Raw genomic sequence first — 22,104 nt, 5'->3', positions numbered from 1 at the left:
CCGCTACTTGCCGTCGTGCAGGCGCACATTCAGTTGGTCCACCAGCACCGCTTCTTCGCCGTCTGCGAGCAGCCATTCCTGGAGCAGCGCTTTCTGCTGGTCCGACCAGAAATCAGCTTCCACCAGCTTGATTTCCGGGGACAGTGGGTGGGCCACGATAAAATCATCAATGGCCTTGCCATCGGAGGGCAGGCCGAGTTGGTCGAACAGGGTCTTGAGGTCGTGGGAAGGCTGTTCCATGGGAGTCTCCTCTGGTCGGCGCCGTCATGGCGCGTCTGTGCTTCCTTTATCTGAGGCAAGCGCTTATCAGGAGTTCGATTGGAATCAGGCTTTCAAGGCGCCTTCGTCCACGGCGGCCTTCAGCGCCCTGGCTGCTTCCCTGGCGGCCTCGGCGGCGACTTGCGAAGTCTTGAACCAGCGATCCTTTTCCACCTGGTGGCAGGTGACGGTGGTCAACGGTGGTTTGGCACGCATTACAATGACCGCTTGGAACTCGCCTTCGACTTCCCTGGCCTCGCCCCGGATAAAAAATTCGCCAATATCAAATTCCGTCACGTCGCGCCTGCTCCTCAAAATCATTATGGGTGCGCGATCCGCCATTGGACGACGATCTTCGCTGGACGGGCAGTATGGCAGCAGTTGCCCGTCGGCGGCTGAGTTAAGTCATGGACGAGGCATTCAGGCGCTCTGTTCGAGACGCCTGGCCAGGTGACAGGCCTCGTTATGGTCGGTTCGGAATCCTCTTACACGTCCAGTCGATGTTTCTTCTATATGAAAAAAACACTTGCCGGCCAAGACCACCCGGTAACGCGGTTGAATCAACGAAATTGGCAGGCGATCGACGCCGTCAAAGCTGTTGGCTGCTTCAGCGATGCAAGGGGCGAAGGGGTAGGGCAGGGGAGGGAAAGCGATCATTATGAATTCCTTTTCATGATTTACCGACGAATTGCCGGCGACTTCGAGTAGTCTCCACGCCTTGGGCTGCTCTAGAATCAGCAGTGCCGTGTGGACGGTTGCGCCTATCTAAAGCAATTTTTTTTGGGCTCGATGTCAGAAAAATGCTTTTTTAAGTGAGAAATTTCCCTAAAGTTAGTAGTCCCATCTTTTCCGAAGCTCAGAGTGGCGTTTTCCTTCAGCCTCTGGCGACTCCCCGGGAAAGACGGCGAGAGCGGCAACCTTTAGTCTGCTCTCGGCCCGGGACAGGGCGCGCCGTTCATTTAGAATTTCAGTGACAGGTCCATTACGACATTACAGTCGGTACGGGTTCTCGTGGTCCGTCCTTTGCGCGGGGCGGGTCTTTTTCAAAGATGGGGATGTTTCCTTGGCAGTAAGTAATCTCGACATGCATGCGTTATTTGTACTTGGTGACCTGCGGGCAAAACTGGTCAAACAATTCCAGTCACGTTTCGTCTACATCACCGAGCAGACCGCCGAAGGTATTTATGTTGCCGAAATCGACACCGAATCGGCCCTGGTAGTCGATGACAAACCCAGGCTTGAGCTCAAGGTCGGTGATCATTTTCGCGCGGCGGTATTGCCTAGCCGCGAAGGCGGCAAGTTTGAAATCCGCTTTCGCGAAATCAAGCTGACGGTCTATGGCCTTGGCGATTACGCCTTCGTCACGACTCCCGGGGGCCAGGCCATCCTGTTCAAGGAAGGCCGCAGCGTAGTGACCGTGTTCGCGGCCAACGAACAGCTGCAGGAAGGCTTGACCAAGACCTTGAAAGCGGTAACCGCCAAGGCCGCCAAGTGGCGCAAGGGCGAACTGGTCACTTTCAAGGCCAGTGAGTGACCGTTTCGGCGCCTGTGCACCCAAACCGCTGACAGTTTCGCAAGATCTCGCTGGAACCTCGGCTACAGTCAATTGACTGAACTATTCAGGGGCTTGCGTTTCGTTACGCAGGGCCGTTCAGGGATTGCTGTTATCTGGCACGAGGTGCAAAGCATGAGACGAGTTCGACAGTGGCTGGCTGCCTGGGCCACCTTCGCTGTGTTGGTTTCACCCCTTCCGGCGTCGGCCGCCACAGCGCCGATCCACTTTGCCGACTTGAACTGGGAAAGCGGCAGCCTGATCACCGATATCCTACGGGTCATCGTCGAAAAGGGCTATGGATTGCAGACCGACACCTTGCCCGGCACCACCATCACCCTGGAAACCGCCCTGGCCAATAACGATATCCAGGTGATCGGCGAGGAGTGGGCCGGCCGCAGCCCGGTGTGGGTCAAGGCCGAGGCCGAAGGCAAGGTGGTCGCCTTGGGCGATACGGTCAAAGGCGCGACCGAAGGCTGGTGGGTGCCCGAGTATGTCATCAAGGGCGACCCGGCCAAGGGCATCAAGCCCCTGGCGCCAGACCTGCGCAGCGTCGAGGACCTGGCGCGCTACAAGCACGTGTTCAAGGACCCGGAAAGCCCCGACAAGGGCCGCTTTCTCAACAGCCCCATCGGTTGGACCTCCGAGGTGGTCAACAAGCAGAAGCTCAAGGCCTATGGCCTGTCCGACAGCTACGTGAATTTTCGCAGCGGCTCGGGGGCGGCGCTGGATGCGGAAATCAGCTCGACGATCCGCCGGGGCAAGCCGATCCTGTTTTACTACTGGTCGCCCACGCCGCTGCTCGGGCGCTTCAAGCTGGTGCAGTTGCAAGAGCCGCCTTTCGATGCCGAGGCCTGGAAAACCCTGACCGACGCCGACAACCCCAACCCGAAGCCGACCCGCTCGCTGGCCTCGAAACTGTCGATTGGCGTCTCCGCACCGTTCCAGAAGCAATACCCGGACATTGCCGAGTTCTTCAGCAAGGTGGACTTGCCCATCGAGCCGTTGAACAAGGCCCTGGCCGACATGAGCGAGAAACGCACGCCACCCCGTGAAGCCGCCGAGGCGTTCCTCAAGGCCCATCCCGAGGTCTGGCAGGCCTGGCTGCCCAAGGACGTCGCCGACAAGGTGTCCGCCGGTCTGTAGCGAGTACGTCAGTCAATTGAACAGTTGATCCTGGGCAAGTCGTCATTCGCTGAAAACTGGCAACCTGCGCCCGTCCAGCGAAATGCCAAATTCGAGCTAGGATGATTGTTCAACCTTTTTGAGGAGGCTGGCGAATGACGCTTTTATTGGCTCGGTCGCTGGTCGCAGTGTTTGCGACCATCAGCTTGATTCATTTGTATTGGGCCCTGGGCGGGCGGTGGGCGGCCCTGGCGGTGGTGCCCCAGGTGCCGGTGAAGCAGGGGGACGCGTTGCGACCGGCGTTCGACCCCTCGGGCTGGCTGACGTTGCTGGTGGCCCTGGCGCTGCTGATGATTGCGCTGCTGGTATGCCTGCGGGTCGGCCTGCTCGCCCAGCCGGTCACCCATCGGGCGTTGCAGTGGCTGATCAGCGCGATTGCCTTGCTGATGTTCGCCCGAGCCATTGGCGAGTCGGAGTTGGTGGGTTTCTTCAAGGAGGTCAAGGGCTCGACCTTCGCCAGGCTCGACACCTGGGTCTACTCGCCGTTGTGCGTGGTGCTCGGGGCCGGATTGTTGACGGTGGCGTGGGCCTGACTCACGCCGTCACCCGGCCGAACACAGTTGTGGCGAGGGAGCTTGCTCCCGCTGGAGGGCGCAGCCCTCCTAAAAAGCTGAACACAAGTCAGCCTGACACACCGAGGTGACAGGTCCAAGGGCTGCTGCGCACCCCAGCGGGAGCGAGCTCCCTCGCCACAAAAGCTGTACCGGCGCGAGATACCTGTCAGTCGGTCCGGCGGCTACTCACTTCGGCCGGCACATCATCCCCCGCCATGCGCTTGCGGAACAGTGCCGCCCGGGCCAGCAGCAGGGTGGTCACCGGTACCGTGATCGACAGCAGGATCGGAATCAGCCAGGCGTGCAACACCGGCCCGGACTTGAGTGCCGAAAAGTAGATGATCGAGGCCAATGCCACGCACCAGGCGCCCAATGTGGAGGCCAGGGCTGGTGGATGCATGCGCTGGAAATAATCCTTCAAGCGCACCAGGCCGATCGCCCCGGCCAGGGCGAAGAAGCTGCTGAGCACCAGCAGGATCGCCACTGGGATTTCCACCCACATCGACAGTTCGCCGTTCATTCGATCACCTCGCCACGCAACAGGAACTTGGCCAGGGCAAACGAGCCGACAAAGCCGAACAGGGCGATCAGCAGCGCCGCCTCGAAATAGGTGTCACTGGCATATCGGATGCCCAGCACCAGCATCATCAGCATCGCCACGATGTACAGGTAGTCCAGGGCCAGTACCCGATCCTGGGCCGACGGGCCCTTGAACAGTCGCCACAGGGTCAACACCATCGCCAGGGAGAGCAGGAACAGGCTCAACAGGATCGCATTGGACAGCAACGGGCTCATTCGAAAATCTCCATCAAGGGGCGCTCGTAGGTGGCCTTGAAGTGCGCGATGAATGACGCCTCGTCCGGCAGGTCGAATACGTGCAGCAACAGGATGCTGCGATCCAGGGCCAGTTCCGACCAGACGGTCCCGGGAACCACCGTGGTGATCATCGACAGCGCGGCCAGGCCGTTGGCATCGCGCAGGTCCAGCGGCACCTTGATGAATCGCGAGCGAGGCGGGCGGCGGGCGGCGTTCAGCACCCCCCAGGCCACCGCCAGGTTGGACACCAGCACGTCGCGGCCCACCAGGAGGAACAGGCGCAACACCACCCACGGCCGGCGGATACGGATGGGCCGTGGGCGCAGCGGACGCATCAGCAACGGCGCCAGGAACCCCAATGCAGCACCCATCAGCAGATGGCCGGCGCTGACGGACACGTTCAGCACCAGCCACAGCAGCCACAACGCCAGGGACAACCACGGGGCGGGAAACAGGCGCTTCATGGCTGTACCTCCCGCAACGCGGCGCGGGCTTCGGGGTTGGGCACGGCGCGGGTGGCGAGTACCGACATCACGTAATGTTCCGGAGTGTTCAACGCGTCGGCGGCCGACTGGGTATAGCGCAGCAACGGCTCGGCCTTGAAGGTCAGGGCGATGCCCAGGCCCAGCAGTACGACGATCGGCAGGCATTCGAACGGCCGCAGCAACGGTGACGGGCGTTCCTGAGGTGTCCAGAAGCGTTGGATGCCCAGGCGCGAGAAGGCGATCAGTGAGGCCAGCCCCGAGAGGATCAGCAGCGCCAACAAGCCCCACGCCTGGTTCGACACCGGCGCCCCGGCACTGGCGCCGAATCCTTGGGGATTGAGCAAGGCGCTCAGCAGGCTCAGCTTGCCGATGAACCCCGAGAGCGGCGGCATGCCGATGATCAACAGCGCACAAAAGATAAAGCTCAAGCCGAGGAAGGCCATGGTCCAGGGAATCACTTGGCCGACCACGGCTTTCTGCTCGTCATCGAGGTTGATGCCCTTGGGCGGCTGCAAGGATTCCAACGGCCGCGGCAAAGTGTCGAAGTCGTCGTCCAGGGACAGTTCATTGGCCGAGCGCGAACGTTCGATCAGCTCCGCCAGCAAGAACAGCGCGCAGAGCGCCAAGGTTGAGCTCACTAGGTAGAACAGCGCCGCGCCCACCAGGTTCGGTTGGGCGAAGCCGATGGCCGACAACAGGATCCCCGCCGAAACCAGGATGCTCAGGCTCGCCATGCGCTCCAGGCGTTGGGCCGCGAGAATGGCGATGGCGGCGCAGACGATGGTCGCCATGCCGCCGTAGACCAGCCAGTCGGCGCCGAAATACGCCGAGGCGCCGGCCTGGCCGGAGAACAGCAGCGTCCACAGGCGCAGGATCGTGTAGACGCCGACCTTGGTCATGATTGCAAACAGCGCCGCCACCGGTGCGCTGGCGGCGCTGTAGGCCGGCACCAGCCAGAAGTTCAGCGGCCACATGCCGGCCTTGGCCAGGAACGCCACCGCGAGGATGCCGGCGCCGGCGTGCAACAAGCCGCGGTCGGCCTCCGGCACCAGCGGGATCTTCAGGGCCAGGTCGGCCATGTTCAATGTGCCGGTGACGCCATAGATCAGCGCCGCGCCGATCAGGAATAACGACGACGCCAAAAGGTTGATGGAAATGTAATGCAGGCCCGAGGACACCCGCGCCCGGCCCGAACCGTGCAGCATCAAGCCATAGGAAGCCGCCAGCAGCACTTCGAAGAACACGAACAGGTTGAACAGGTCCGCGGTCAGGAAGGCGCCGTAGAGGCCCATCAGCTGGATCTGGAACAACGCATGGAAACTGGCACCGGCGCGGTCCCAGCGGGCCATGGCGAAGAGCAGGGCGCTGACGCCGATGATGCCGGTCAGGACCAGCATCAGCGCCGACAGGCGATCGACCACCAGGACGATGCCGAACGGCGCCTGCCAGTTGCCCGGCAGGTACACACCAATGGACGCGGGCAGGGCCTGGTCCTGGGTCCAGCGCAGCAACAGCACGGCGATGCCCAGGCCGAGCAGGCTGGACAACAAATTGATCCGGGCCTTGAGCGGGCGGTGCTTCTCGCCCAGCATCAGCATCAACGCGGCGGTCAGCAGCGGCAGCAGGATGGGCGCGGCGATCAGATGAGGCGTCAACATCATTCCTTGGGCTCCCGACCGTCCACGTGGTCGGTACCGGTCAGCCCCCGGGAGGCCAACAGCACCACCAGGAACAGCGCGGTCATGGCGAAGCTGATCACGATGGCGGTCAGCACCAGTGCCTGGGGCAGCGGGTCGGTGTAGTGCAGCAGATCCTGGGGTACGCCGTCCTTGATGATCGGCTCCTTGCCGATGAACAGGCTGCCCATGCTGAAGATGAACAGGTTGACGCCGTAGGACAGCAGGCACAGGCCCATGACCACCTGGAAGGTCCGTGGCCGCAACACCAGCCAGACACCGGAGGCGGCCAGTACGCCGATTGCGATTGCGATGACTTCTTCCATCAGGCGGTGGCTCCTTTGACGGCGGCGACGGGTTTGGGTTGCAGGCCCGGTTTATGGGCCCGTACCGACTGGTGCGCCAGGGCGGTGAGGATCAACAGGGTGGAACCGACCACCACCGCGTACACGCCGATATCGAAGAACAGCGCGCTGGCCAGGTGGATATCCCCCAGCAGCGGCAGTTCGAAATGCCAGGTGTGGGTGGTCAGGAACGGATACCCCACGGCCATCGCCCCCAGGCCGGTGGCGGTGGCGAACAACAGCCCGGTGCCCATCCAGCGCAGCGGTCGCAGGCTCATTTGCGCCTCGACCCACTGAGTGCCGGCGACCATGTATTGGAGGATGAACGCGACGGACATCACCAGCCCGGCCACGAAGCCGCCACCGGGTTGATTGTGGCCGCGCATGAACAGGTAGAACGACACCACCAGGGCGATCGGCAGCAGCAGGCGCACCAGCACCGACGGCACCATCATGAAACCCAGGGCGGTATCGCTGGCATGGCGCGGGTTGACCAGGTCGGTGACCACGTCCGGCGCCAGCAGGCGCTGTTGCGCCGGTAGTTGCATGCTTTCCTTCGGTGGACGGAACCGTCGCAACAGGGCGAACACCGCCAGGGCCACCGCCACCAGCACGGTGATTTCCCCCAGGGTGTCGAAGCCCCGGAAATCCACCAGCATCACGTTGACCACGTTGCTGCCGCCGCCTTCGGGCAAGGCCCGGCTCAAGTAGAACGACGAAATGTCGTTGGGCGTCTGCCGCGTAAGCATCGCATAGGACAACAGCGCCATGCCGCCGCCGACGGCGATGGACAGCAGCAAGTCCCGCACGCGCCGGATACGCGCCCGCCGCTCGCTGTTGGGCAGCGGCGAGACGTCCTCGATCCGCCGTGGCAGCCAGCGCAGGCCCAGCAGGATCAGCACCGTGGTGACCACCTCCACCACCAGTTGCGTCAAGGCCAGGTCAGGGGCGGAGAACCAGACAAAGGTCACGCAGGTCATCAGGCCGCAGACGCTGACCATGGTCAGGGCCGCGAGCCGGTGATACTTGGCCTGCCAGGCCGCGCCCAGGGCGCAGGCGATCGCCAGCAGCCACAGGGTCACGAAGACGATGGAGCCGGGAATCTTCGGCCGGTCGCCCCAGACCAGCGTGCTGTGCAACATCGGGATCAGCCCGGCCAATACTGCCGCCAGCACCAGGAAAAACAGTTGGGCTTGCAGGCGCCGGGTGCTGATCCTGCGCTCCAGTCGCCGGCCCTGGCGCATCATCAACACCAGGCAACGCTCGAACAGCCGCTTGCCGCTGAGGCGACCGATCAACGGCGGCCGGTTGATGTGGCCTTGCTTGAATTGTTTGCGCAGCAGCAGGTACAAGACGATCCCCCCCGACATTGCCACAAGGCTCATGATCATCGGCGCGTTCAGGCCATGCCAGATCGCCAGGCTGTACTCCGGCAGCGGACCGCCCACCACGGGCAGCGCGGCGGCGGCCAGCAACGAACCCACCACCTGGGCGGGGAAAATCCCCACCAGCAGGCAGGTGAACACCAACAGCTCAACCGGTGCGCGCATCCAGCGTGGCGGTTCATGGGGCGTCAGGGGCAAGTCGGTGGCGGTGGGACCGAAGAACACGTCCACGGTGAAGCGCAGGGAGTAGGCGACGCTGAACGTCCCGGCGAGGGTGGCGATGATCGGCAGCGCCAGCTCGACCCAGGCCGTGGCGGAAATAAATACGGTCTCGGCGAAGAACATTTCCTTGGACAGGAAACCATTGAGCAGCGGCACCCCGGCCATCGCAGCGCTGGCCACCATCGCCAGGGTCGCGGTGAACGGAATCAGCCGCACCAGGCCGCTGAGCTTGCGAATGTCCCGGGTGCCGCTTTCGTGGTCGATGATCCCGGCGGCCATGAACAGCGACGCCTTGAACGTGGCATGGTTGAGGATATGGAACACCGCCGCCACGGCCGCCAGCGGACTGTTCAGGCCCAGCAGCAGGGTGATCAGCCCGAGGTGGCTGATGGTGGAGTAGGCCAAAAGACCCTTGAGGTCATTCTGGAACATCGCGCAGTAGGCGCCCAGCAGCAACGTACAGGCTCCCGCGCCGCTGACGATGTAGAACCATTCTTCACTGCCCGACAGCGACGGCCATAACCGCGCCAGCAGGAACACCCCGGCCTTGACCATGGTCGCCGAGTGCAAGTACGCCGACACCGGCGTGGGGGCGGCCATGGCGTGGGGGAGCCAGAAATGAAAAGGGAACTGAGCGCTTTTGCTCAATGCGCCGATCAGGATCAGCGGCAGCAGGATCGGATAGAGGGCGTGGTCGCGAATCAGGTCGCCGGCGGCCAGGACCTTGTCCAGGTCATAGCTGCCCACCACATGGCCGAGCAGCATCACCCCGGCCAACAGGCAAAGCCCGCCGGCGCCGGTCACCATCAAGGCCATGTAGGCACCGCGTCGAGCGTCGGCACGGTGATGCCAGTAGCCGATCAGCAGAAACGAGAACAGGCTGGTCAGTTCCCAGAAAAACACCATCTGGATCAGGTTGCCGGAGATCACCAACCCGAGCATGGCGCCCATGAACGCCAGGAAAAAGGCAAAGAAGCGTGGCACTGGGTCGTCCGGCGACATGTAGTAGCGGGCGTACAGCGACACCAGCGTGCCGATGCCCAGCACCAGCAACGAAAACAGCCAAGCGAAACCGTCCAGGCGCAGCACGAAATCCAGGCCCAGGCTGGGCAGCCATGTGTAGCGCTCGGTGATCACGCCACCGTCGGCGATCTGCGGGTACAGCAAGGCCACCTGTACCGTGCCGGCCAGGGCGACGAGGCCGGCCAGCAGTGATTCGGCGTTACGGGCGTTATGCGGCAGCAGCGCCGCGACACAGCTGCCGATGAAGGGCAAAAGCAATAGAACTATCAGTGACATAGGCTTCTATTCGGCGGAAGGTTGTGAGGGATCATACGTGGCGTATTCCCGATCACCAACCGCAAGGGTGTCGCAGAATCCTACAAGGTAGGTGGAGTTTTCTGACTTTGCGTGTTTGGGTCAGCGGACACCGCTCAGGAATCAGCACGCGTATTGGAGCCGTTGGGGCGAGGTCTTGCGCAATGTCGCGCTTATCCCTGTGGCGAGGGAGCTTGCTCCCGCTGGGCTACGCAGTAGCCCCGAGACCAGTCACCCGGGTGTGTCAGGTTGATTGCATTCGGCTTCCTTGGGGTCGCTGCGCAACCCAGCGGGAGCAAGCTCCCTCGCCACAGGTTCAATCACCGTTGCCGGTAACCGGCCTCACTGCTCGCGCTCAAGCCCCTCATCCACTTCGACAACACCTTTGCTGCGAGTCTTCAGCTCACTGACAATCACCGCCGCCACGATCAGCGCCGCGCCGAACAATGCGATCGCCGGCAGCCGCTCGCCCGCCAGGCGTCCGGCGATGCCGGCCCATACCGGTTCACCGGCATAGATCAGCGTGGCGCGGGTCGGCGAGACGCTTTTCTGTGCCCAGTTCATCGCCACCTGGATCGCTGCGCTGGCGGCCCCCAGGCCCACGGCGCTGACCAGCAGCAACATGGAAAAATCCGGGATCGCTTCCTGGGTCGGCACCACCATCAGGAACGCCAGCACCGCCGTGCTCGCCAGTTGCACTACGGTCACTCGGCGCACATCGACCTGGCCGGCATAGGCGCTGATCAGGATGATTTCGGCGGCAATCGCGATGGCGCTGATCAACGTGGCGATTTCACCGGGGCTGAAGTTCAGCGAGGCCCCGGCCGGACCGGACACCAGCATCAGCCCAGTGAACGCCAGCATGATGCCGATGCTCGGCATCAAGCCTGGCCGCCGGCCCAGCACCAGCCATTGCAACAAGGGCACGAACGGCACATAGAGGGCGGTGATGAACGCCGACTGGCTGCTGGGTATCGTTTGCAGGCCGACGGTCTGCAAACCGTAGCCGAGCATGATCGCCACGCCGATGAAGCACCCCGCCTTGAGTTCGAACAGCGTCAGTTCACGCAGATGCCGCCAGGAGAACAGCGCGACAAACGCGGCCGCGGCAGCGAAGCGCAGGCCTACGAAAAACATCGGCCCGCTGACCGTCATGGCGTGCTGCACCAACAGGAAAGTCCCGCCCCAGATCATGGTAATCAGCACCAGCACGCATTCGGCCTTGCTGAACCTTGAGAAACGGGAGGAAGCTTGGGGGGAATTCACCGATGCCATGACCTTGCGCGCCACTTGAGGCGGACGCACAATGCGCCCGAAGTTGGGCAGTATAATGCGCAACCCTGCCATGTGAGCAATATAGTGCACAAAGAATCCGGCCAGCGGGCCTCCGTCCTGCAACACGTCAGCCAGAACGTCCGTCGTCTGCGGCATGCCGCCGAGCTCAGCCAGGCGGCGCTGGCCGAGCTGTCGGGGGTCAGTCGGCGGATGCTGGTGGCCATCGAGGCCGGCGAAAAGAACGTCAGCCTGACGACCCTGGACCGGGTCGCCGAAGCCCTCGATGTCGCCTTCAGCGACTTGATCCAAGCCCCCGAAGCCCGCGACTCGAGCCGCATCAACGAACTGGTCTGGGCCGGTGTGATCCCGGGCAGCAAAGCTGTGTTGCTCGCCAAGGCCACCGCCAGCCGGGAGGTAGAACTTTGGGAATGGCGGCTGGAGCCAGGCGAGCATTACCATTCTGAGTGCGACGCAGATGGATGGAGCGAACAACTTTATGTATTCGAAGGCTGCCTGACATTGCTGCTGGGCAGCGAAGAGCGCCGCATAGGCGTTGGTGAGTTCTTCATGTTCGCCAGCAACCAGCCCCATGCCTATCGCAACGATGGCTCGGTGGCGACGCGGTTTGTGCGCAATGTGGTGATTTGAGTCCGCCACTCATTTAGGCACCTGTCAACTCTGACAGTAGTTTCTTGTGAATAGGATCCGTAGTCTTTTATTGGCGGTGGATGAAGTGATAGTCCGTCGCTTGTAAATTCTATTATCACCGAGGATCTAAAAATGAACGCTAAAGAAGAAATCAGAACTTATCGGATGTCCAAATTTCTTCCAAAACCAAGAATTGAGGGTGCGATAAATGGGACGGTGCCGCCCGAGATTGTTAGAGGTTTTACTGTTACTGCTGACCTCCCTCCAAAAACCGGCTTAGGGGAAATGCTCGAATGTGACATGTTTTTCGAAGGGGGGATGTTTAGGTTCACAACGTGGATCAATAATGAGCACGTGGAGGCCGGCAAGGTGAGTTGGAGCTTAGGAAGTAGTATCAACCCCCTACCTGTGGGTTCGCAGGTGTCGTTGGTTTCCCGGATATCTCAAGATGACCCAATTAGCTCCGACATACAGATCTATAAGGTTGTTGCAAGCTGATTGGACGCGGCGATTGAGTCTGGTTAGAGCCCCTGGGGCAGTTGTCAGCTAGCAGGAAATTGGGCAGAGTCGTTACTGGCTTCGCTCAGCTATCGCTAATCTCTTGGCCCTCAGACCCTGCATGAAGTGAACTGCTTTATAACCAGCTTCCGAAAAATCAGGCAAGACAGTAAGGTGGCTCATCTCATTGGAACTCGCACCGTGCACCTGGCCGATGACGAGTAATCAATGAGGCGTTTACTGTTTTTATGGAAGCGTTCAATGAAAAATGACTCGACTGCGCTCGCGCCACCTCTCGCCGACATCCTGATCATCGGTGGCGGCTTGAGCGGCGCCATGCTCGCCGCGCAACTGCTGCGCCTGCCGGGCCGGCGCGAGGTGCTGATCGTCGAGCCGCGTAGCGAGTTGGGACGGGGAGAGGCCTACAGCGCCGTAGAGCTGGGCCATACCTTGAACGGCAACGCGGCGCGGATGAGCGTCGACCCGGACAACGCCGATGACCTGACCCAATGGCTCACCGCGTTCATCGAGGCCGGCGGCTGGCCCGAGTCGGATCAGCAGCACGTGCCCATCAGCGAGTTGTTTCCACCCCGGGGGATGTTTGGCCTCTATGTGCAGCAACGCCTGGCCGAGGCTCGCGAGCTGGGCGCACAAAATGGCTCGACCGCCGAGCACGTGCGCGGGGAGGCCGTGGACCTGCGGCTTGCCGACGACGCCGTGATGGTGACGCTGGATGACGGCCAACGCTTGCGTGGCCGTTTTGCAGTGCTGGCCACCGGCATGTTCCCGGCGGCGCGCACCCCGCAGACCGAATCCAGCGGCTTGAACGCTGCAGCCCTCGACCCTTGGGACGTCGCTGCGATGCGCCAGCTCGATCCGCAGTCCACCGTGCTGATCATCGGCTCGGGGCTGACCATGGTCGACGCCGTGGTGTCGCTGGAACAGGCCGGGCATCGCGGGCCGATCGAAGTGTTTTCCCGCCATGGCCTGCTGCCCCATGTGCGCCGCCAGCCACCCGCCTGGGTGGATTTCCTCGCCGAAGATCACAGCCTGCGTTCGCCACGCCAGTTGATGCGCGCTCTGCGCGAGCAATGCCGCCAGGCCCAAGCCCAAGGGATCGACTGGCAGGCGCCGCTGGACACGGTGCGCGCGCACATCGGGCGCTTGTGGAACCAGGCCAGCGATTTGCAGCGCCGGCAATTCGTGCGGCATGTGCGGCCGTGGTGGGAGAGTCATCATCATCGCTCGCCACCGTTGAGCGCGGAGCTGGTGGCGCGCCTGCATGGGGAAGGGCGGTTGCGGATTCAGGCGGCGTCGTTCAAGGGGTTGGCGGCGTCTGGCGAAGGATCGGTAGCGATCAATATTCGTCGACGGGGCGAGGCTGGATTGGAAGTGGTGCAGGGCGCCGCGTTGATCAACTCCAGTGGCATTGAATATGACTGGCGTCGTGTTGCGCGACCGTTGCCGCAACAGTTGTTGGCTCGAGGATTGATCCAACCGGGGCCGTTGGCTTTGGGCATCGCCGCGCGTGCCGATGGTGCGGTGCTGGATGCTCAAGGCGAGCCGGCCAGCCGCCTGTTCGCCATGGGCCCGCCGCTGCGGGGGATGTGGTGGGAGAGCACGGCGGTGACTGATGTGGCGAGCCAGGCCAAGGCGTTGGCGGGGCGATTGGTTGAACTGCAAACCCTTCTTTAGGTTGAACACAGCCCCCCGTGGCGAGGGAGCTTGCTCCCGCTGGGCTACGAAGTAGCCCCAAAACCATTCACCCCGGTATGTCAGATTGATTGCATTCAGCCTCTCTGGGGTTGCTGCGCAACCCAGCGGGAGCAAGCTCCCTCGCCACAAGAGCCGTTTACATGAGCGGTTTGCTCAGCAAGTTATAGCTCGTTGACCTTGACCCAGCGCTCCTCCCGCGCCGCGATGCGAATTGCCGCCGCCAATCGCTCCACTTCCCAGGCCTCGTCAAAGTCCGTCCCGCCGGCGCCTTCGCCGGCCAGCGCCATGATCAGTTCCTGCACTTCCAATGTCTTCAATTCGTTGTAGCCCAACTGGTGCCCGGCAGCCGGGCTGAACGCGGCATAGCCGGGCAGATCCGGGCCGGCCAGCAAACGCTGGAAGCCGGGCTGGCCGACGCGGCACAGGCGAAGTTCATTCAACCGTTCCTGATCGAACGCCAGGGTGCCAAGGGTGCCGCTGATCTCGAAACCCAGGTGATTCTTGTAGCCGTGCTTGAGCCAACTGCTGCTCACCGTGCCCCGGGCGCCATTGGCGAAACGCAGCAGCCCATGGACTTGATCATCCACGGCGATGGCCCGCTGTTCGGCATTGCCGGCGCTGGCAGGGCGTTGGTGGTGCACGGTCTGGCTGTCGGCACAGACGGCCTCGACATCGCCCAACAAGTGCCGCGCCATGGCCAGCAAGTGGCTGCCCAGGTCCGCCAGCGCGCCACCGGCATGGCTCGCTTCGCAGCGCCATGACCAAGGTGAGGTCGGATCGGCCATGAAATCTTCGCTGAATTCACCCTGGAAACTGATGATCCGTCCCAGTTCGCCGCGCTGGATCATGTCCCGCGCCCGTTGAATCATCGGGTTGTGCTGGTAGTTGTAGCCGACCCGCGTCACCACCCCGGCGGCCTTGGCCGCCTGGCGCATCTGCCCGGCCTGTTCCAGGGACACCGCCAACGGCTTTTCACAATAGACCGGCTTGCCCGCCGCCAACGCGGCCATGGCCATCGGGAAGTGCAGGTGGTTGGGGGTGGTGATGGCGACCAGGTGAACCTTCGGGTCGTCGATCAGCTGTTGCCAGTCGCTGTGGGCCGTCTCGAACCCCCAGCTCTGGGCACATTGCCGGGCACGCTGCGGATCGGCGTCGGCCAGGGCCGCCAGTTTCAGGTTCAAGGGGAGGTCGAACACCGCCTTGGCATTGTGGAACGCCAAGGCATGGGCGCGGCCCATGAAGCCGGTGCCAATCAGACCGATGCCGAGTTCACGCATGAGAAAGAGCCCTTTTGAGTTTTTATTTTCAGAAGGGTTCTTTATGGAATAAATATTCGCTAATTGCAAATATTGGAATAAATATTCATTTCCGTGATTGCTGAAGATCCCTTTGTGGGAGCGGGCTTGCTCGCGAATGCGGTGGATCAGTGAATACAGCTGTGACTGACACACCGCATTCGCGAGCAAGCCCGCTCCCACTGGGGGATTTCACAGGTCTTTTATGGCGCCCGCTGTCAGGACAGAAACCCACCATCCACATTCAACGCCACGCCCGTGGTGTAGCTCGACGCATCGCTGGCCAGGTACAGCACCGCGCCGGCCATTTCGCTCGGGTCGGCCACGCGCTTGAGGGGGATCTGCGCCAAGGCGGTCTTCAGGATGGCGTCGTTCTTGACCAGCGCCGAGGCGAACTTGGTGTCGGTCAGGCCCGGCAACAGGGCGTTGCAGCGGATGCCGAACTGCGCGCATTCCTTGGCGAAGACCTTGGTCATGTTGATCACCGCAGCCTTGGTCACCGAGTAGATGCCCTGGAAGACACCTGGCGAAATACCGTTGATCGACGCCACGTTGATGATGCTGCCGCCGCCGTTCTCGCGCATCAGCTTGCCGGCTTCCACCGACATGAAGAAGTAGCCGCGGATGTTCACGTCCACGGTTTTCTGGAACGCACCCAGGTCGGTGTCCAGGACGTTGCAGAATTGCGGGTTGGTGGCGGCGTTGTTCACCAGGATGTCCAGGCGCCCGAACTGTTCGCGGATGCCGGCGAACACCTGGCTGATCTGTTCCATTTCACCGATGTGGCAGGCGATGGCGGTGGCCTTGCCGCCGGCGGCGATGATCGCATCGGCCACGTGCTGGCAACCGTCGAGCTTGCGGCTGGACACGATCACATGGGCGCCTTGCTGGGCCAGCAGTTTGGCGATAGCCTCGCCGATGCCGCGGCTGGCGCCGGAAACGAAGGCAATTTTACCGTCGAGGTCGAACAACTGGGTCTTGGACATGCTGTTTCCTTGTTATGAGGGCGCTCAGAGCGTGGATTTAGCGATGACCTGCAGGCTCATCTGCTCCAGCAATTTGTTCATCTGAACGAACTGCGCGAAGCGTTTGTCCTGGGTCTGGCCGTGGAAGAAGCGGTAGTAGATCTGCTGGACGATCCCGGCCAGGCGGAACAGGCCGTAGGTGTAGTAGAAGTCGAAGTTGTCGATGCGGATCCCTGCGCGTTCGGCGTAGTAGTCGACGAACTCACGGCGGGTCAACATGCCCGGCGCGTGGCTGGGCTGACGGCGCAACAGTTGTACCGGCGCCGGGTCTTCGGCCTCGATCCAGTAGGCGAGGCTGTTGCCCAAATCCATCAACGGATCGCCAAGGGTGGTCAGCTCCCAGTCCAGCACCCCGATGATCCGCATCGGATTTTCCGGGTCGAGGATCACGTTGTCGAAGCGGTAGTCGTTGTGGACGATGCTCGACGTCGGGTGGTCGGCGGGCATCTTGTCGTTGAGCCAGGCCTTGACCGTCTCCCACTTCGGCGCGTCAGGGGTCAGGGCTTTTTCGTAACGATCGCTCCAGCCACGGATCTGCCGGGCCACGTAGCCTTCGGGCTTGCCCAGGTCGGCCAGGCCGCAAGCGTTGTAGTCGACGCGGTGCAGTTCGACGAGGCGGTCGATGAAGCTCTTGCACAGCGCTTCGGTGCGCTCGGCGTCAAAACCCAGCTCCGGCGGCAGTTCGGCGCGCAGTATGATGCCCTTGACCCGCTCCATCACGTAGAACTCGGCGCCCATCACCGACTCGTCGGTGCAGTGCACATAGGCTTTGGGGCAGTACGGGAAAGCATCGCGCAATTGGTTGAGGATGCGGAACTCACGGCCCATGTCATGGGCGGACTTGGCCTTGTGGCCGAACGGCGGCCGGCGCAGGACGAATTCCTGTTCGGGGTACTCCAGCAGGTAGGTCAGGTTCGACGCGCCACCGGGGAACTGGCTGATTTGCGGCAGGCCGGTCAGGCCGGGAATGTGGGCCTTGAGGTACGGGTCGATCAGGTTGGCATCGAGTTCTTCACCGTCGCGCACGCGGGTGGACTGATCAGTAAACGCCATGCTTATCCCTTCTGCTTATTTTGGAGGCCATCGATCATTGGCTAATCTAATGGCGCGTGGGAGGCGTCACAAGCACGCCAGGGTCTTATAGGTTAGCGTGTTGCCGGATAATCAGCGGGCTTGATGCATGGCGGCGTGCGCGTTGGATGGGGGCGAGCTAAGGTTTTGGGATCTGTCGCTTTCAAAGGAGCAACCGCGATGGGATGCCCGCAAGTCTGTGGCACCGCGACCCTGCAATGCAGCTTCGGCGCAGCCCCGGCGGTGCTCAATGTGCTGCCGGTCAATCGCCTGCTGACCGGCGGGATGCCGGCGGCGAACATCATGGATCACATCCCGCTGGTGAACATCACTACCTTCGGCATGTGCATGAGCCTGGCAAACCCCACCGTGGCCGCCGCCACCGCAGCGGCCCTGGGCGTGCTGACCCCCATGCCCTGCATCCCGGCCACCGCCGCCCCATGGATCCCCGGCGGCGCCCCGACCCTGTTGCTGGGCAACATGCCGGCCATCGACGCCAACAGCACCTTGATGTGCACCTGGGCCGGGGTGATCAAGATCGTCGTGCCGGGGCAGGTGCAGATGTTGATTCCCTGACCGGCGATCTTGCAGGCATTGCACTGACCCTGTGGGAGCGAGCCTGCTCGCGATAGCGGTGGATCAGTTTGCAGTGATGCTGTGACTGGGCCGCCGTCATCGCGAGCAGGCTCGCTCCCACAAGGGAGTGTTCCACAAGGGGATCTGTGGCAGGCGCTTACCCTCGATTCACTGTCTGGGCGATTCGATCTCAAGCATTGGCATGGGTCAGCCCGGTCAAGGTATCCGCAATGGCTTTCGTGCGTTGTGCCGTGCCTTCGGTGGTCCGGCTCGAGTCTTCCAAGGCGTCGAGCATCGCCCGCAAGGCGCTCACAGCGACGGACTGGTCTTCGATCTGCTGGGCGACCCCTTGGATCTCCGTCGAGAGCAGATCAATGTCCACACCGATTTCCGCCGCATTCTTGCGGGTGATCTCCGCCAGCTTGCGGACCTCATCGGCCACCACCGCAAACCCTCTGCCCATTTCACCGGCCCGCGCGGCCTCGATGGCGGCGTTGAGGGCCAACAGGTTGGTCTGACCGGCGATTTGCTGGATGACCTGGACAATCGACTGAATGCGCAAGCTCGAACTGGCGAGCGCACGGGCACCGACCACCGCTTCACCCGCTTGCGTGGCCAACTGCTCGACGGTCGTGCCGGCCTGCTCGGCGACGTTGTGTTGCCGGTCGATCGTGCCTGTCAGGTCATCCATCGACAGGTGCAACTCGCCAGAGTAATGCTTGATCTTCGTCGCCATCTGCGCCTGCTGCTGGCTGGCCTGCGCCAATACCTGGCCCAGGTCCGTCAGGCCATCGAACACCGGCAGGATCGTCGGGTCCAGGCCACGGGTGTCCAAGGCGCTGCTGAAATCATTCTGCTTGAACGCCTTGATCTGCTTGACCACCACATGGTTCAGCCCCGCCAACTTCTTGATCTGGCGGCGTAGGAAAAACGCCTTGAACTCGCCATAGTGGGCGATGAAGTTGTCGACATACTCATCAACAAAACCTGCGCCCTTGGTGACCCTGAAGAAGAAAATCGCCGTAAGCGTCTGGTTCAGGTTCAGGCCGAGAATTTCCCCGAACGTCGAGAAACCAGCCAACGGCACATCCCCGAAAATACCGGCCATGCTGCCCAGGTCGCTGCTGTTGTTGAGCCGACGCAGGATGCAGTCATTGAGAATAGCGGCCACCGGCTGGCCGCCTTTGCCCTTGAGGAATTTATCGTAGTCGAGCCGGGTCGCCTCGCGCAGGGGCGTGCGCTTGACCATCACCAACTCTTCGCCAGGCGCCACGTCGCAAAACAGCTGGATGATCTGCTGTTGATGGTCGATGCGGGCAATGGACCGCACGAACAGCTCATCACCCACGCGAATCGCAAATGAATAATCGGCCAGCTTCTTCTCCAATGCCTGGGCACTGCACTCGAATGCATCGCACAGCGCCTGGACCATGCTCTTGATATTGCCACGGCTGTCGATGACCTGGTCGATGGTACGGTCTTCGACCGACGCGGTCAGCACGCTGAACGTCAGCCCGGCGGGTTGGAAGTTCTGGCTCTTGAACACCCCGAAGCGCACATCCGCCGCGGTTTTCAGGAAGACAATCTGCGCATGGTTCTGATAACTGCGCTGCCCATCACTGATCAGGGTCTTCTTGAAATCAGCCTTGCCACCGGCCGAGCCGCCAACGAACAGGCAGGGGAAGCGGCCAGATTCATACAGCGCTTCCATAAAGAACGACTCGGAAGCCGAAAGACCATCGAACACCACGTAGGCCAACGTGTCGCGATGATCGATGGGCGTGCTCACCTGCGCCTGCTTGATGTTATTCACCAACCGCGTGATCCGCTCACGCATGGCCAAGCGCTTGCCGCCACCGCGAATGTCCTCGCACTCCAGCGGCACCATCACCACCTCGGCCGACACAATCACACTGGCGTCAAACAACTGCAGCACCACCCGATCCCAGGTTTCACCGGTCTGGCAATACAGCGCATTGGCGCCGTTGCACAACTCACCCGAGGTCGTGCACAGGCTGATGGTGCTGTGGGCGAAGCGTTTCTTGATCTTGGCGGCGATCTGGTCGATGTCCAGGTGAGGGGAGACGAAACCGGTGATCAGTGTTGGGGTGATACGTAGGTCGGCCAGCGTTTGGTCAAGTTCACCCGAAGTGCAGGCCACGCTGACCGTCCCTTGGGTGCGGGTTCGGGCTTTGTTGAAGAGGTTCGGTAGGTTCATGGCTGGACTCGGTTGAGCGCGACGTGATGCGTACGAGGGATGCGTGGGGAGTCCTTTCGCTGTAGCGGTCACGGCTGGGGGGCTTGTGTGAGCGTGAGCTTGGGCTAGTTGCGGGGGGGGGCCATAGGGGCTTTTGGTTGGGGTTTGTTGGGTCTGTTGGTTAGCGACTTTCGTATGGGTGCCAGGGGAGGGCGATGAAAAAACAGTCTCTGACCTCTAGACGAAAAAATGGTAGCCGCTATGCTTCGGTGATGGCCTCTTGCTACTTTTTTTGGCCGACAGAAGCAATCCTTGGCGTGAGACGGAAACCTACTTGTCGTCTCCTCTTGCAGGTGCGGTTCATGAGGTGGTAATGGGGGCAGATTTCTGAGAGGTTAGATGAAAATTTCAAATATTAAAGGGGCTGTAGCTAATGATGCGATTCCGAGCGCTCAGCTAGCTGAGTTGCAAGCAAGTTTTCACGTGAAACTGCCAAGTCCTTATGTGGAAGTGCTTAATTCAGTAGGCGGATTTTCATTGCAAAATGGTGTGGTCTTATATTCTCCTAGTGACCTTGTTGAGAGGAATAAGACCTTCGAGGTGGAAAAATATGCACCGGCCTATCTTGCTATAGGTGACGATAGTGGTGGTCGTTCTATAATGCTTCCGCTTGCAGGTGAAGGTGTGTACTTGGTGGATCAGGGCAGTATGGATCCTGATGAGTTTAAAAGGATCGGTATATCGTTAACGAGTTGGATTGCTGGCGGGTGTATGATTTAACTATGCCGAGTGGGGCTGTAGTGATTAGACGGAAACAGAAAAAACAAAAAGCAGTTAAGGATGATAAGTATGGTAACGGCAGGTTGGCAGTTTAGTGATCCTCCGAACGTCGCGGTCGTTGCAAGTCAGAAAATAGTTTTATCGGGTGGCTGGATAGCCTATGTTTCGCATGATAGCGATGATGGTGCTTGGCAGTTTCATACCAGTCAATCGGAGCCTGTCAGCGAAGAAGATGCAATGGTCGTGAGTTTGCAAAGCATTGTGATGCTCGACCCAACTGTTATTGAGTTGGCTGATCTTCCGCTTGGGTGGCATGCGTGGCGGAGCTCTAAATCAAGTGTTTGGCAAAGAAAGATGATGTGAGGGGTGGGGGCCGTTCCTGTACTTCCTTCGGTTTTCTGCTATTGGAGAGCTTGCTTGAGCGTTCAATGCCGACTTAAGTCTGCTCTACTTCAATACCTTGAGTTTGGTGATGGCGTGGAGTTGTTTAAAGTGTTCAGCGCCCATCCGGAAATATTTTCGGAAACGTGTGGTGAGTACCTGACGTACATCGATTGATAGATCTTAGGGTTGGGGAGCGAGGTTTTGGAGACTGTCGTCTAATATTACAGGGTGAGTTAATAATTCTGGCTCCTATTGAAGAGGTATCTGATACGCCAGGAGTTCCCCTTTGGTTGACGGGAGAGAAGCTGATGCTGTGGGCTATAGTTGGTAAGGAAAATTCGTCAGACGAACCAAGTGATTGGAGTAGGTATTGTTAGCTATGAAATATCATTTGATAGAGGGGGAGCTCAATGACCCTGCTGAATTCGAGATCCTTAATGATCTCGCGATTCACTCGGGTGTCGCACTTCCCCAAAACTATATCGACTTCCTCAAGCAGCATAATGGTGGCGAAGGTTTCATAGGCGAGAATTACATTGTTTTTTGGAGTGCAGAGGAGTTGGCCGACTTCAATCGGGAGTACGAAGTAGAAATCTATGCTCCCGGCATTTTCTTATTCGCTTCGAGCGGAGGCGGAGAGGGGTATGGCTTCGATACCAATGACGCAGCGATGCCGATAGTACGCATCCCGTTTATAGGCATGGATCGACGGTATGCCGAAACGCTAGCCTACGATCTCCCGGGGCTGTTTGCTTATTTAGCTAACGAGGATGAATAAGCCAGTGCGCCCCAAGGGCATGGAGACAAAAGCGGACGCTGTAGAAAATGTGAGTTGCTTCCATGTT

24 protein-coding genes and 1 pseudogene are annotated in these 22,104 nt (G+C 60.9%); 10 read left to right on the top strand and 15 right to left on the bottom strand.

The annotated features are described in order from the left end of the window. Positions 1-3 precede the first annotated feature (3 nt). From J3P88_RS18840 to J3P88_RS18830, 3 genes are all read right to left on the bottom strand, one after another. Positions 4-240: a DUF2789 family protein gene (locus J3P88_RS18840; RefSeq protein WP_434570924.1), complete on the bottom strand. Its 237-nt coding sequence runs from the start codon at positions 238-240 to the stop codon at positions 4-6. A gap of 84 nt (positions 241-324) precedes the next feature. After that, positions 325-555, bottom strand: a complete 231-nt coding sequence (locus J3P88_RS18835; protein ID WP_186707341.1) for a hypothetical protein — start codon at positions 553-555, stop codon at positions 325-327. Positions 556-678: 123 nt separating this feature from the next. Next, on the bottom strand, positions 679-915 hold the full coding sequence (locus J3P88_RS18830; RefSeq protein WP_434570922.1) for a hypothetical protein: 237 nt from the start codon (positions 913-915) through the stop codon (positions 679-681). A 427-nt stretch (positions 916-1,342) separates the two neighbouring features. Here J3P88_RS18830 and J3P88_RS18825 point away from each other — a divergent pair, with 427 nt between their 5' ends. From J3P88_RS18825 to J3P88_RS18815, 3 genes are all read left to right on the top strand, one after another. Beyond that, positions 1,343-1,792, top strand: a complete 450-nt coding sequence (locus J3P88_RS18825; protein WP_434570920.1) for a hypothetical protein — start codon at positions 1,343-1,345, stop codon at positions 1,790-1,792. Positions 1,793-1,945: 153 nt separating this feature from the next. Then, positions 1,946-2,956, top strand: coding sequence for an ABC transporter substrate-binding protein (locus J3P88_RS18820; protein ID WP_434570918.1), 1,011 nt, complete (start codon positions 1,946-1,948; stop codon positions 2,954-2,956). A gap of 134 nt (positions 2,957-3,090) precedes the next feature. Further along, a complete protein-coding gene (locus J3P88_RS18815; protein WP_434570916.1) occupies positions 3,091-3,528 on the top strand; it encodes a DUF3995 domain-containing protein in 438 nt (145 codons plus the stop codon). Between the two features lie 187 nt (positions 3,529-3,715). Here the strand turns inward: J3P88_RS18815 and J3P88_RS18810 are convergent, their stop codons facing one another. From J3P88_RS18810 to J3P88_RS18780, 7 genes are all read right to left on the bottom strand, one after another. Further along, positions 3,716-4,069, bottom strand: coding sequence for a Na+/H+ antiporter subunit G (locus J3P88_RS18810; protein ID WP_434570914.1), 354 nt, complete (start codon positions 4,067-4,069; stop codon positions 3,716-3,718). Beyond that, positions 4,066-4,344, bottom strand: a complete 279-nt coding sequence (locus J3P88_RS18805) for a K+/H+ antiporter subunit F (RefSeq protein ID WP_018612749.1) — start codon at positions 4,342-4,344, stop codon at positions 4,066-4,068. The genes J3P88_RS18810 and J3P88_RS18805 overlap by 4 nt, the downstream gene beginning before the upstream one ends. After that, entirely contained in the window at positions 4,341-4,829 is a 489-nt protein-coding gene (locus J3P88_RS18800; protein ID WP_186707345.1) for a Na+/H+ antiporter subunit E, read from the bottom strand. Before J3P88_RS18800 ends, J3P88_RS18805 begins: the two co-directional genes overlap by 4 nt. Further along, complete coding sequence (locus J3P88_RS18795) at positions 4,826-6,511, bottom strand: monovalent cation/H+ antiporter subunit D (RefSeq protein ID WP_186707346.1); 1,686 nt, start codon at positions 6,509-6,511, stop codon at positions 4,826-4,828. The genes J3P88_RS18800 and J3P88_RS18795 overlap by 4 nt, the downstream gene beginning before the upstream one ends. Further along, positions 6,508-6,852: a Na+/H+ antiporter subunit C gene (locus J3P88_RS18790; protein WP_003202835.1), complete on the bottom strand. Its 345-nt coding sequence runs from the start codon at positions 6,850-6,852 to the stop codon at positions 6,508-6,510. Before J3P88_RS18790 ends, J3P88_RS18795 begins: the two co-directional genes overlap by 4 nt. Further along, positions 6,852-9,776 carry a monovalent cation/H+ antiporter subunit A gene (locus J3P88_RS18785; RefSeq protein WP_186707347.1) on the bottom strand — a complete coding sequence of 975 codons (2,925 nt, stop codon included), beginning with the start codon at positions 9,774-9,776 and terminating at the stop codon, positions 6,852-6,854. The genes J3P88_RS18790 and J3P88_RS18785 overlap by 1 nt, the downstream gene beginning before the upstream one ends. A 360-nt stretch (positions 9,777-10,136) precedes the next feature. Further along, positions 10,137-11,141: a DMT family transporter gene (locus tag J3P88_RS18780; protein ID WP_434576540.1), complete on the bottom strand. Its 1,005-nt coding sequence runs from the start codon at positions 11,139-11,141 to the stop codon at positions 10,137-10,139. Positions 11,142-11,153: 12 nt separating this feature from the next. Between J3P88_RS18780 and J3P88_RS18775 the strand changes: the two genes are divergently transcribed. The 3 genes from J3P88_RS18775 to J3P88_RS18765 all read left to right on the top strand — a co-directional run bounded on the left by J3P88_RS18775 (position 11,154) and on the right by J3P88_RS18765 (position 13,910). After that, positions 11,154-11,717, top strand: a complete 564-nt coding sequence (locus tag J3P88_RS18775) for a helix-turn-helix domain-containing protein (protein WP_186729067.1) — start codon at positions 11,154-11,156, stop codon at positions 11,715-11,717. 132 nt (positions 11,718-11,849) lie between these two features. Then, on the top strand, positions 11,850-12,215 hold the full coding sequence (locus J3P88_RS18770; RefSeq protein WP_434570910.1) for a hypothetical protein: 366 nt from the start codon (positions 11,850-11,852) through the stop codon (positions 12,213-12,215). Positions 12,216-12,476: 261 nt separating this feature from the next. Next, entirely contained in the window at positions 12,477-13,910 is a 1,434-nt protein-coding gene (locus tag J3P88_RS18765; RefSeq protein ID WP_434570909.1) for an FAD/NAD(P)-binding protein, read from the top strand. A gap of 182 nt (positions 13,911-14,092) precedes the next feature. Here the strand turns inward: J3P88_RS18765 and J3P88_RS18760 are convergent, their stop codons facing one another. The 3 genes from J3P88_RS18760 to J3P88_RS18750 all read right to left on the bottom strand — a co-directional run bounded on the left by J3P88_RS18760 (position 14,093) and on the right by J3P88_RS18750 (position 17,304). After that, positions 14,093-15,208, bottom strand: a complete 1,116-nt coding sequence (locus tag J3P88_RS18760; RefSeq protein WP_434570907.1) for a Gfo/Idh/MocA family protein — start codon at positions 15,206-15,208, stop codon at positions 14,093-14,095. A 236-nt stretch (positions 15,209-15,444) separates the two neighbouring features. After that, positions 15,445-16,212, bottom strand: coding sequence for an SDR family oxidoreductase (locus tag J3P88_RS18755; protein WP_025213231.1), 768 nt, complete (start codon positions 16,210-16,212; stop codon positions 15,445-15,447). 24 nt (positions 16,213-16,236) lie between these two features. Next, complete coding sequence (locus J3P88_RS18750; RefSeq protein ID WP_434570904.1) at positions 16,237-17,304, bottom strand: phosphotransferase family protein; 1,068 nt, start codon at positions 17,302-17,304, stop codon at positions 16,237-16,239. A 198-nt stretch (positions 17,305-17,502) separates the two neighbouring features. Between J3P88_RS18750 and J3P88_RS18745 the strand changes: the two genes are divergently transcribed. Continuing rightward, the gene (locus tag J3P88_RS18745; RefSeq protein ID WP_003202818.1) at positions 17,503-17,898 is read left to right on the top strand and encodes a DUF4280 domain-containing protein; all 396 of its coding nucleotides are present in this window, start codon (positions 17,503-17,505) and stop codon (positions 17,896-17,898) included. Between the two features lie 190 nt (positions 17,899-18,088). Here the strand turns inward: J3P88_RS18745 and J3P88_RS18740 are convergent, their stop codons facing one another. Further along, positions 18,089-19,006, bottom strand: a complete 918-nt coding sequence (locus J3P88_RS18740; RefSeq protein WP_434576536.1) for a methyl-accepting chemotaxis protein — start codon at positions 19,004-19,006, stop codon at positions 18,089-18,091. Positions 19,007-19,009: 3 nt separating this feature from the next. Continuing rightward, positions 19,010-20,116 (bottom strand): annotated as a pseudogene (locus J3P88_RS18735) (FIST signal transduction protein); the annotation flags it as partial. A 378-nt stretch (positions 20,117-20,494) separates the two neighbouring features. Here J3P88_RS18735 and J3P88_RS18730 point away from each other — a divergent pair. The 3 genes from J3P88_RS18730 to J3P88_RS18720 all read left to right on the top strand — a co-directional run bounded on the left by J3P88_RS18730 (position 20,495) and on the right by J3P88_RS18720 (position 22,037). Next, positions 20,495-20,875: an SMI1/KNR4 family protein gene (locus tag J3P88_RS18730; protein WP_434570903.1), complete on the top strand. Its 381-nt coding sequence runs from the start codon at positions 20,495-20,497 to the stop codon at positions 20,873-20,875. A 69-nt stretch (positions 20,876-20,944) separates the two neighbouring features. Next, a complete protein-coding gene (locus J3P88_RS18725) occupies positions 20,945-21,238 on the top strand; it encodes a hypothetical protein (RefSeq protein WP_114730989.1) in 294 nt (97 codons plus the stop codon). Between the two features lie 400 nt (positions 21,239-21,638). Next, positions 21,639-22,037 (top strand): SMI1/KNR4 family protein, encoded by a 399-nt coding sequence (locus J3P88_RS18720; protein WP_434570901.1) that lies wholly within the window; start codon positions 21,639-21,641, stop codon positions 22,035-22,037. Positions 22,038-22,104: the final 67 nt, after the last annotated feature.

The sequence above is a fragment of the Pseudomonas sp. Z3-6 genome (assembly GCF_051131985.1).
In the GTDB taxonomy this organism is placed as follows: domain Bacteria; phylum Pseudomonadota; class Gammaproteobacteria; order Pseudomonadales; family Pseudomonadaceae; genus Aquipseudomonas; species Aquipseudomonas zanjanensis.
This window is presented reverse-complemented; position numbering and strand designations above follow the sequence as displayed.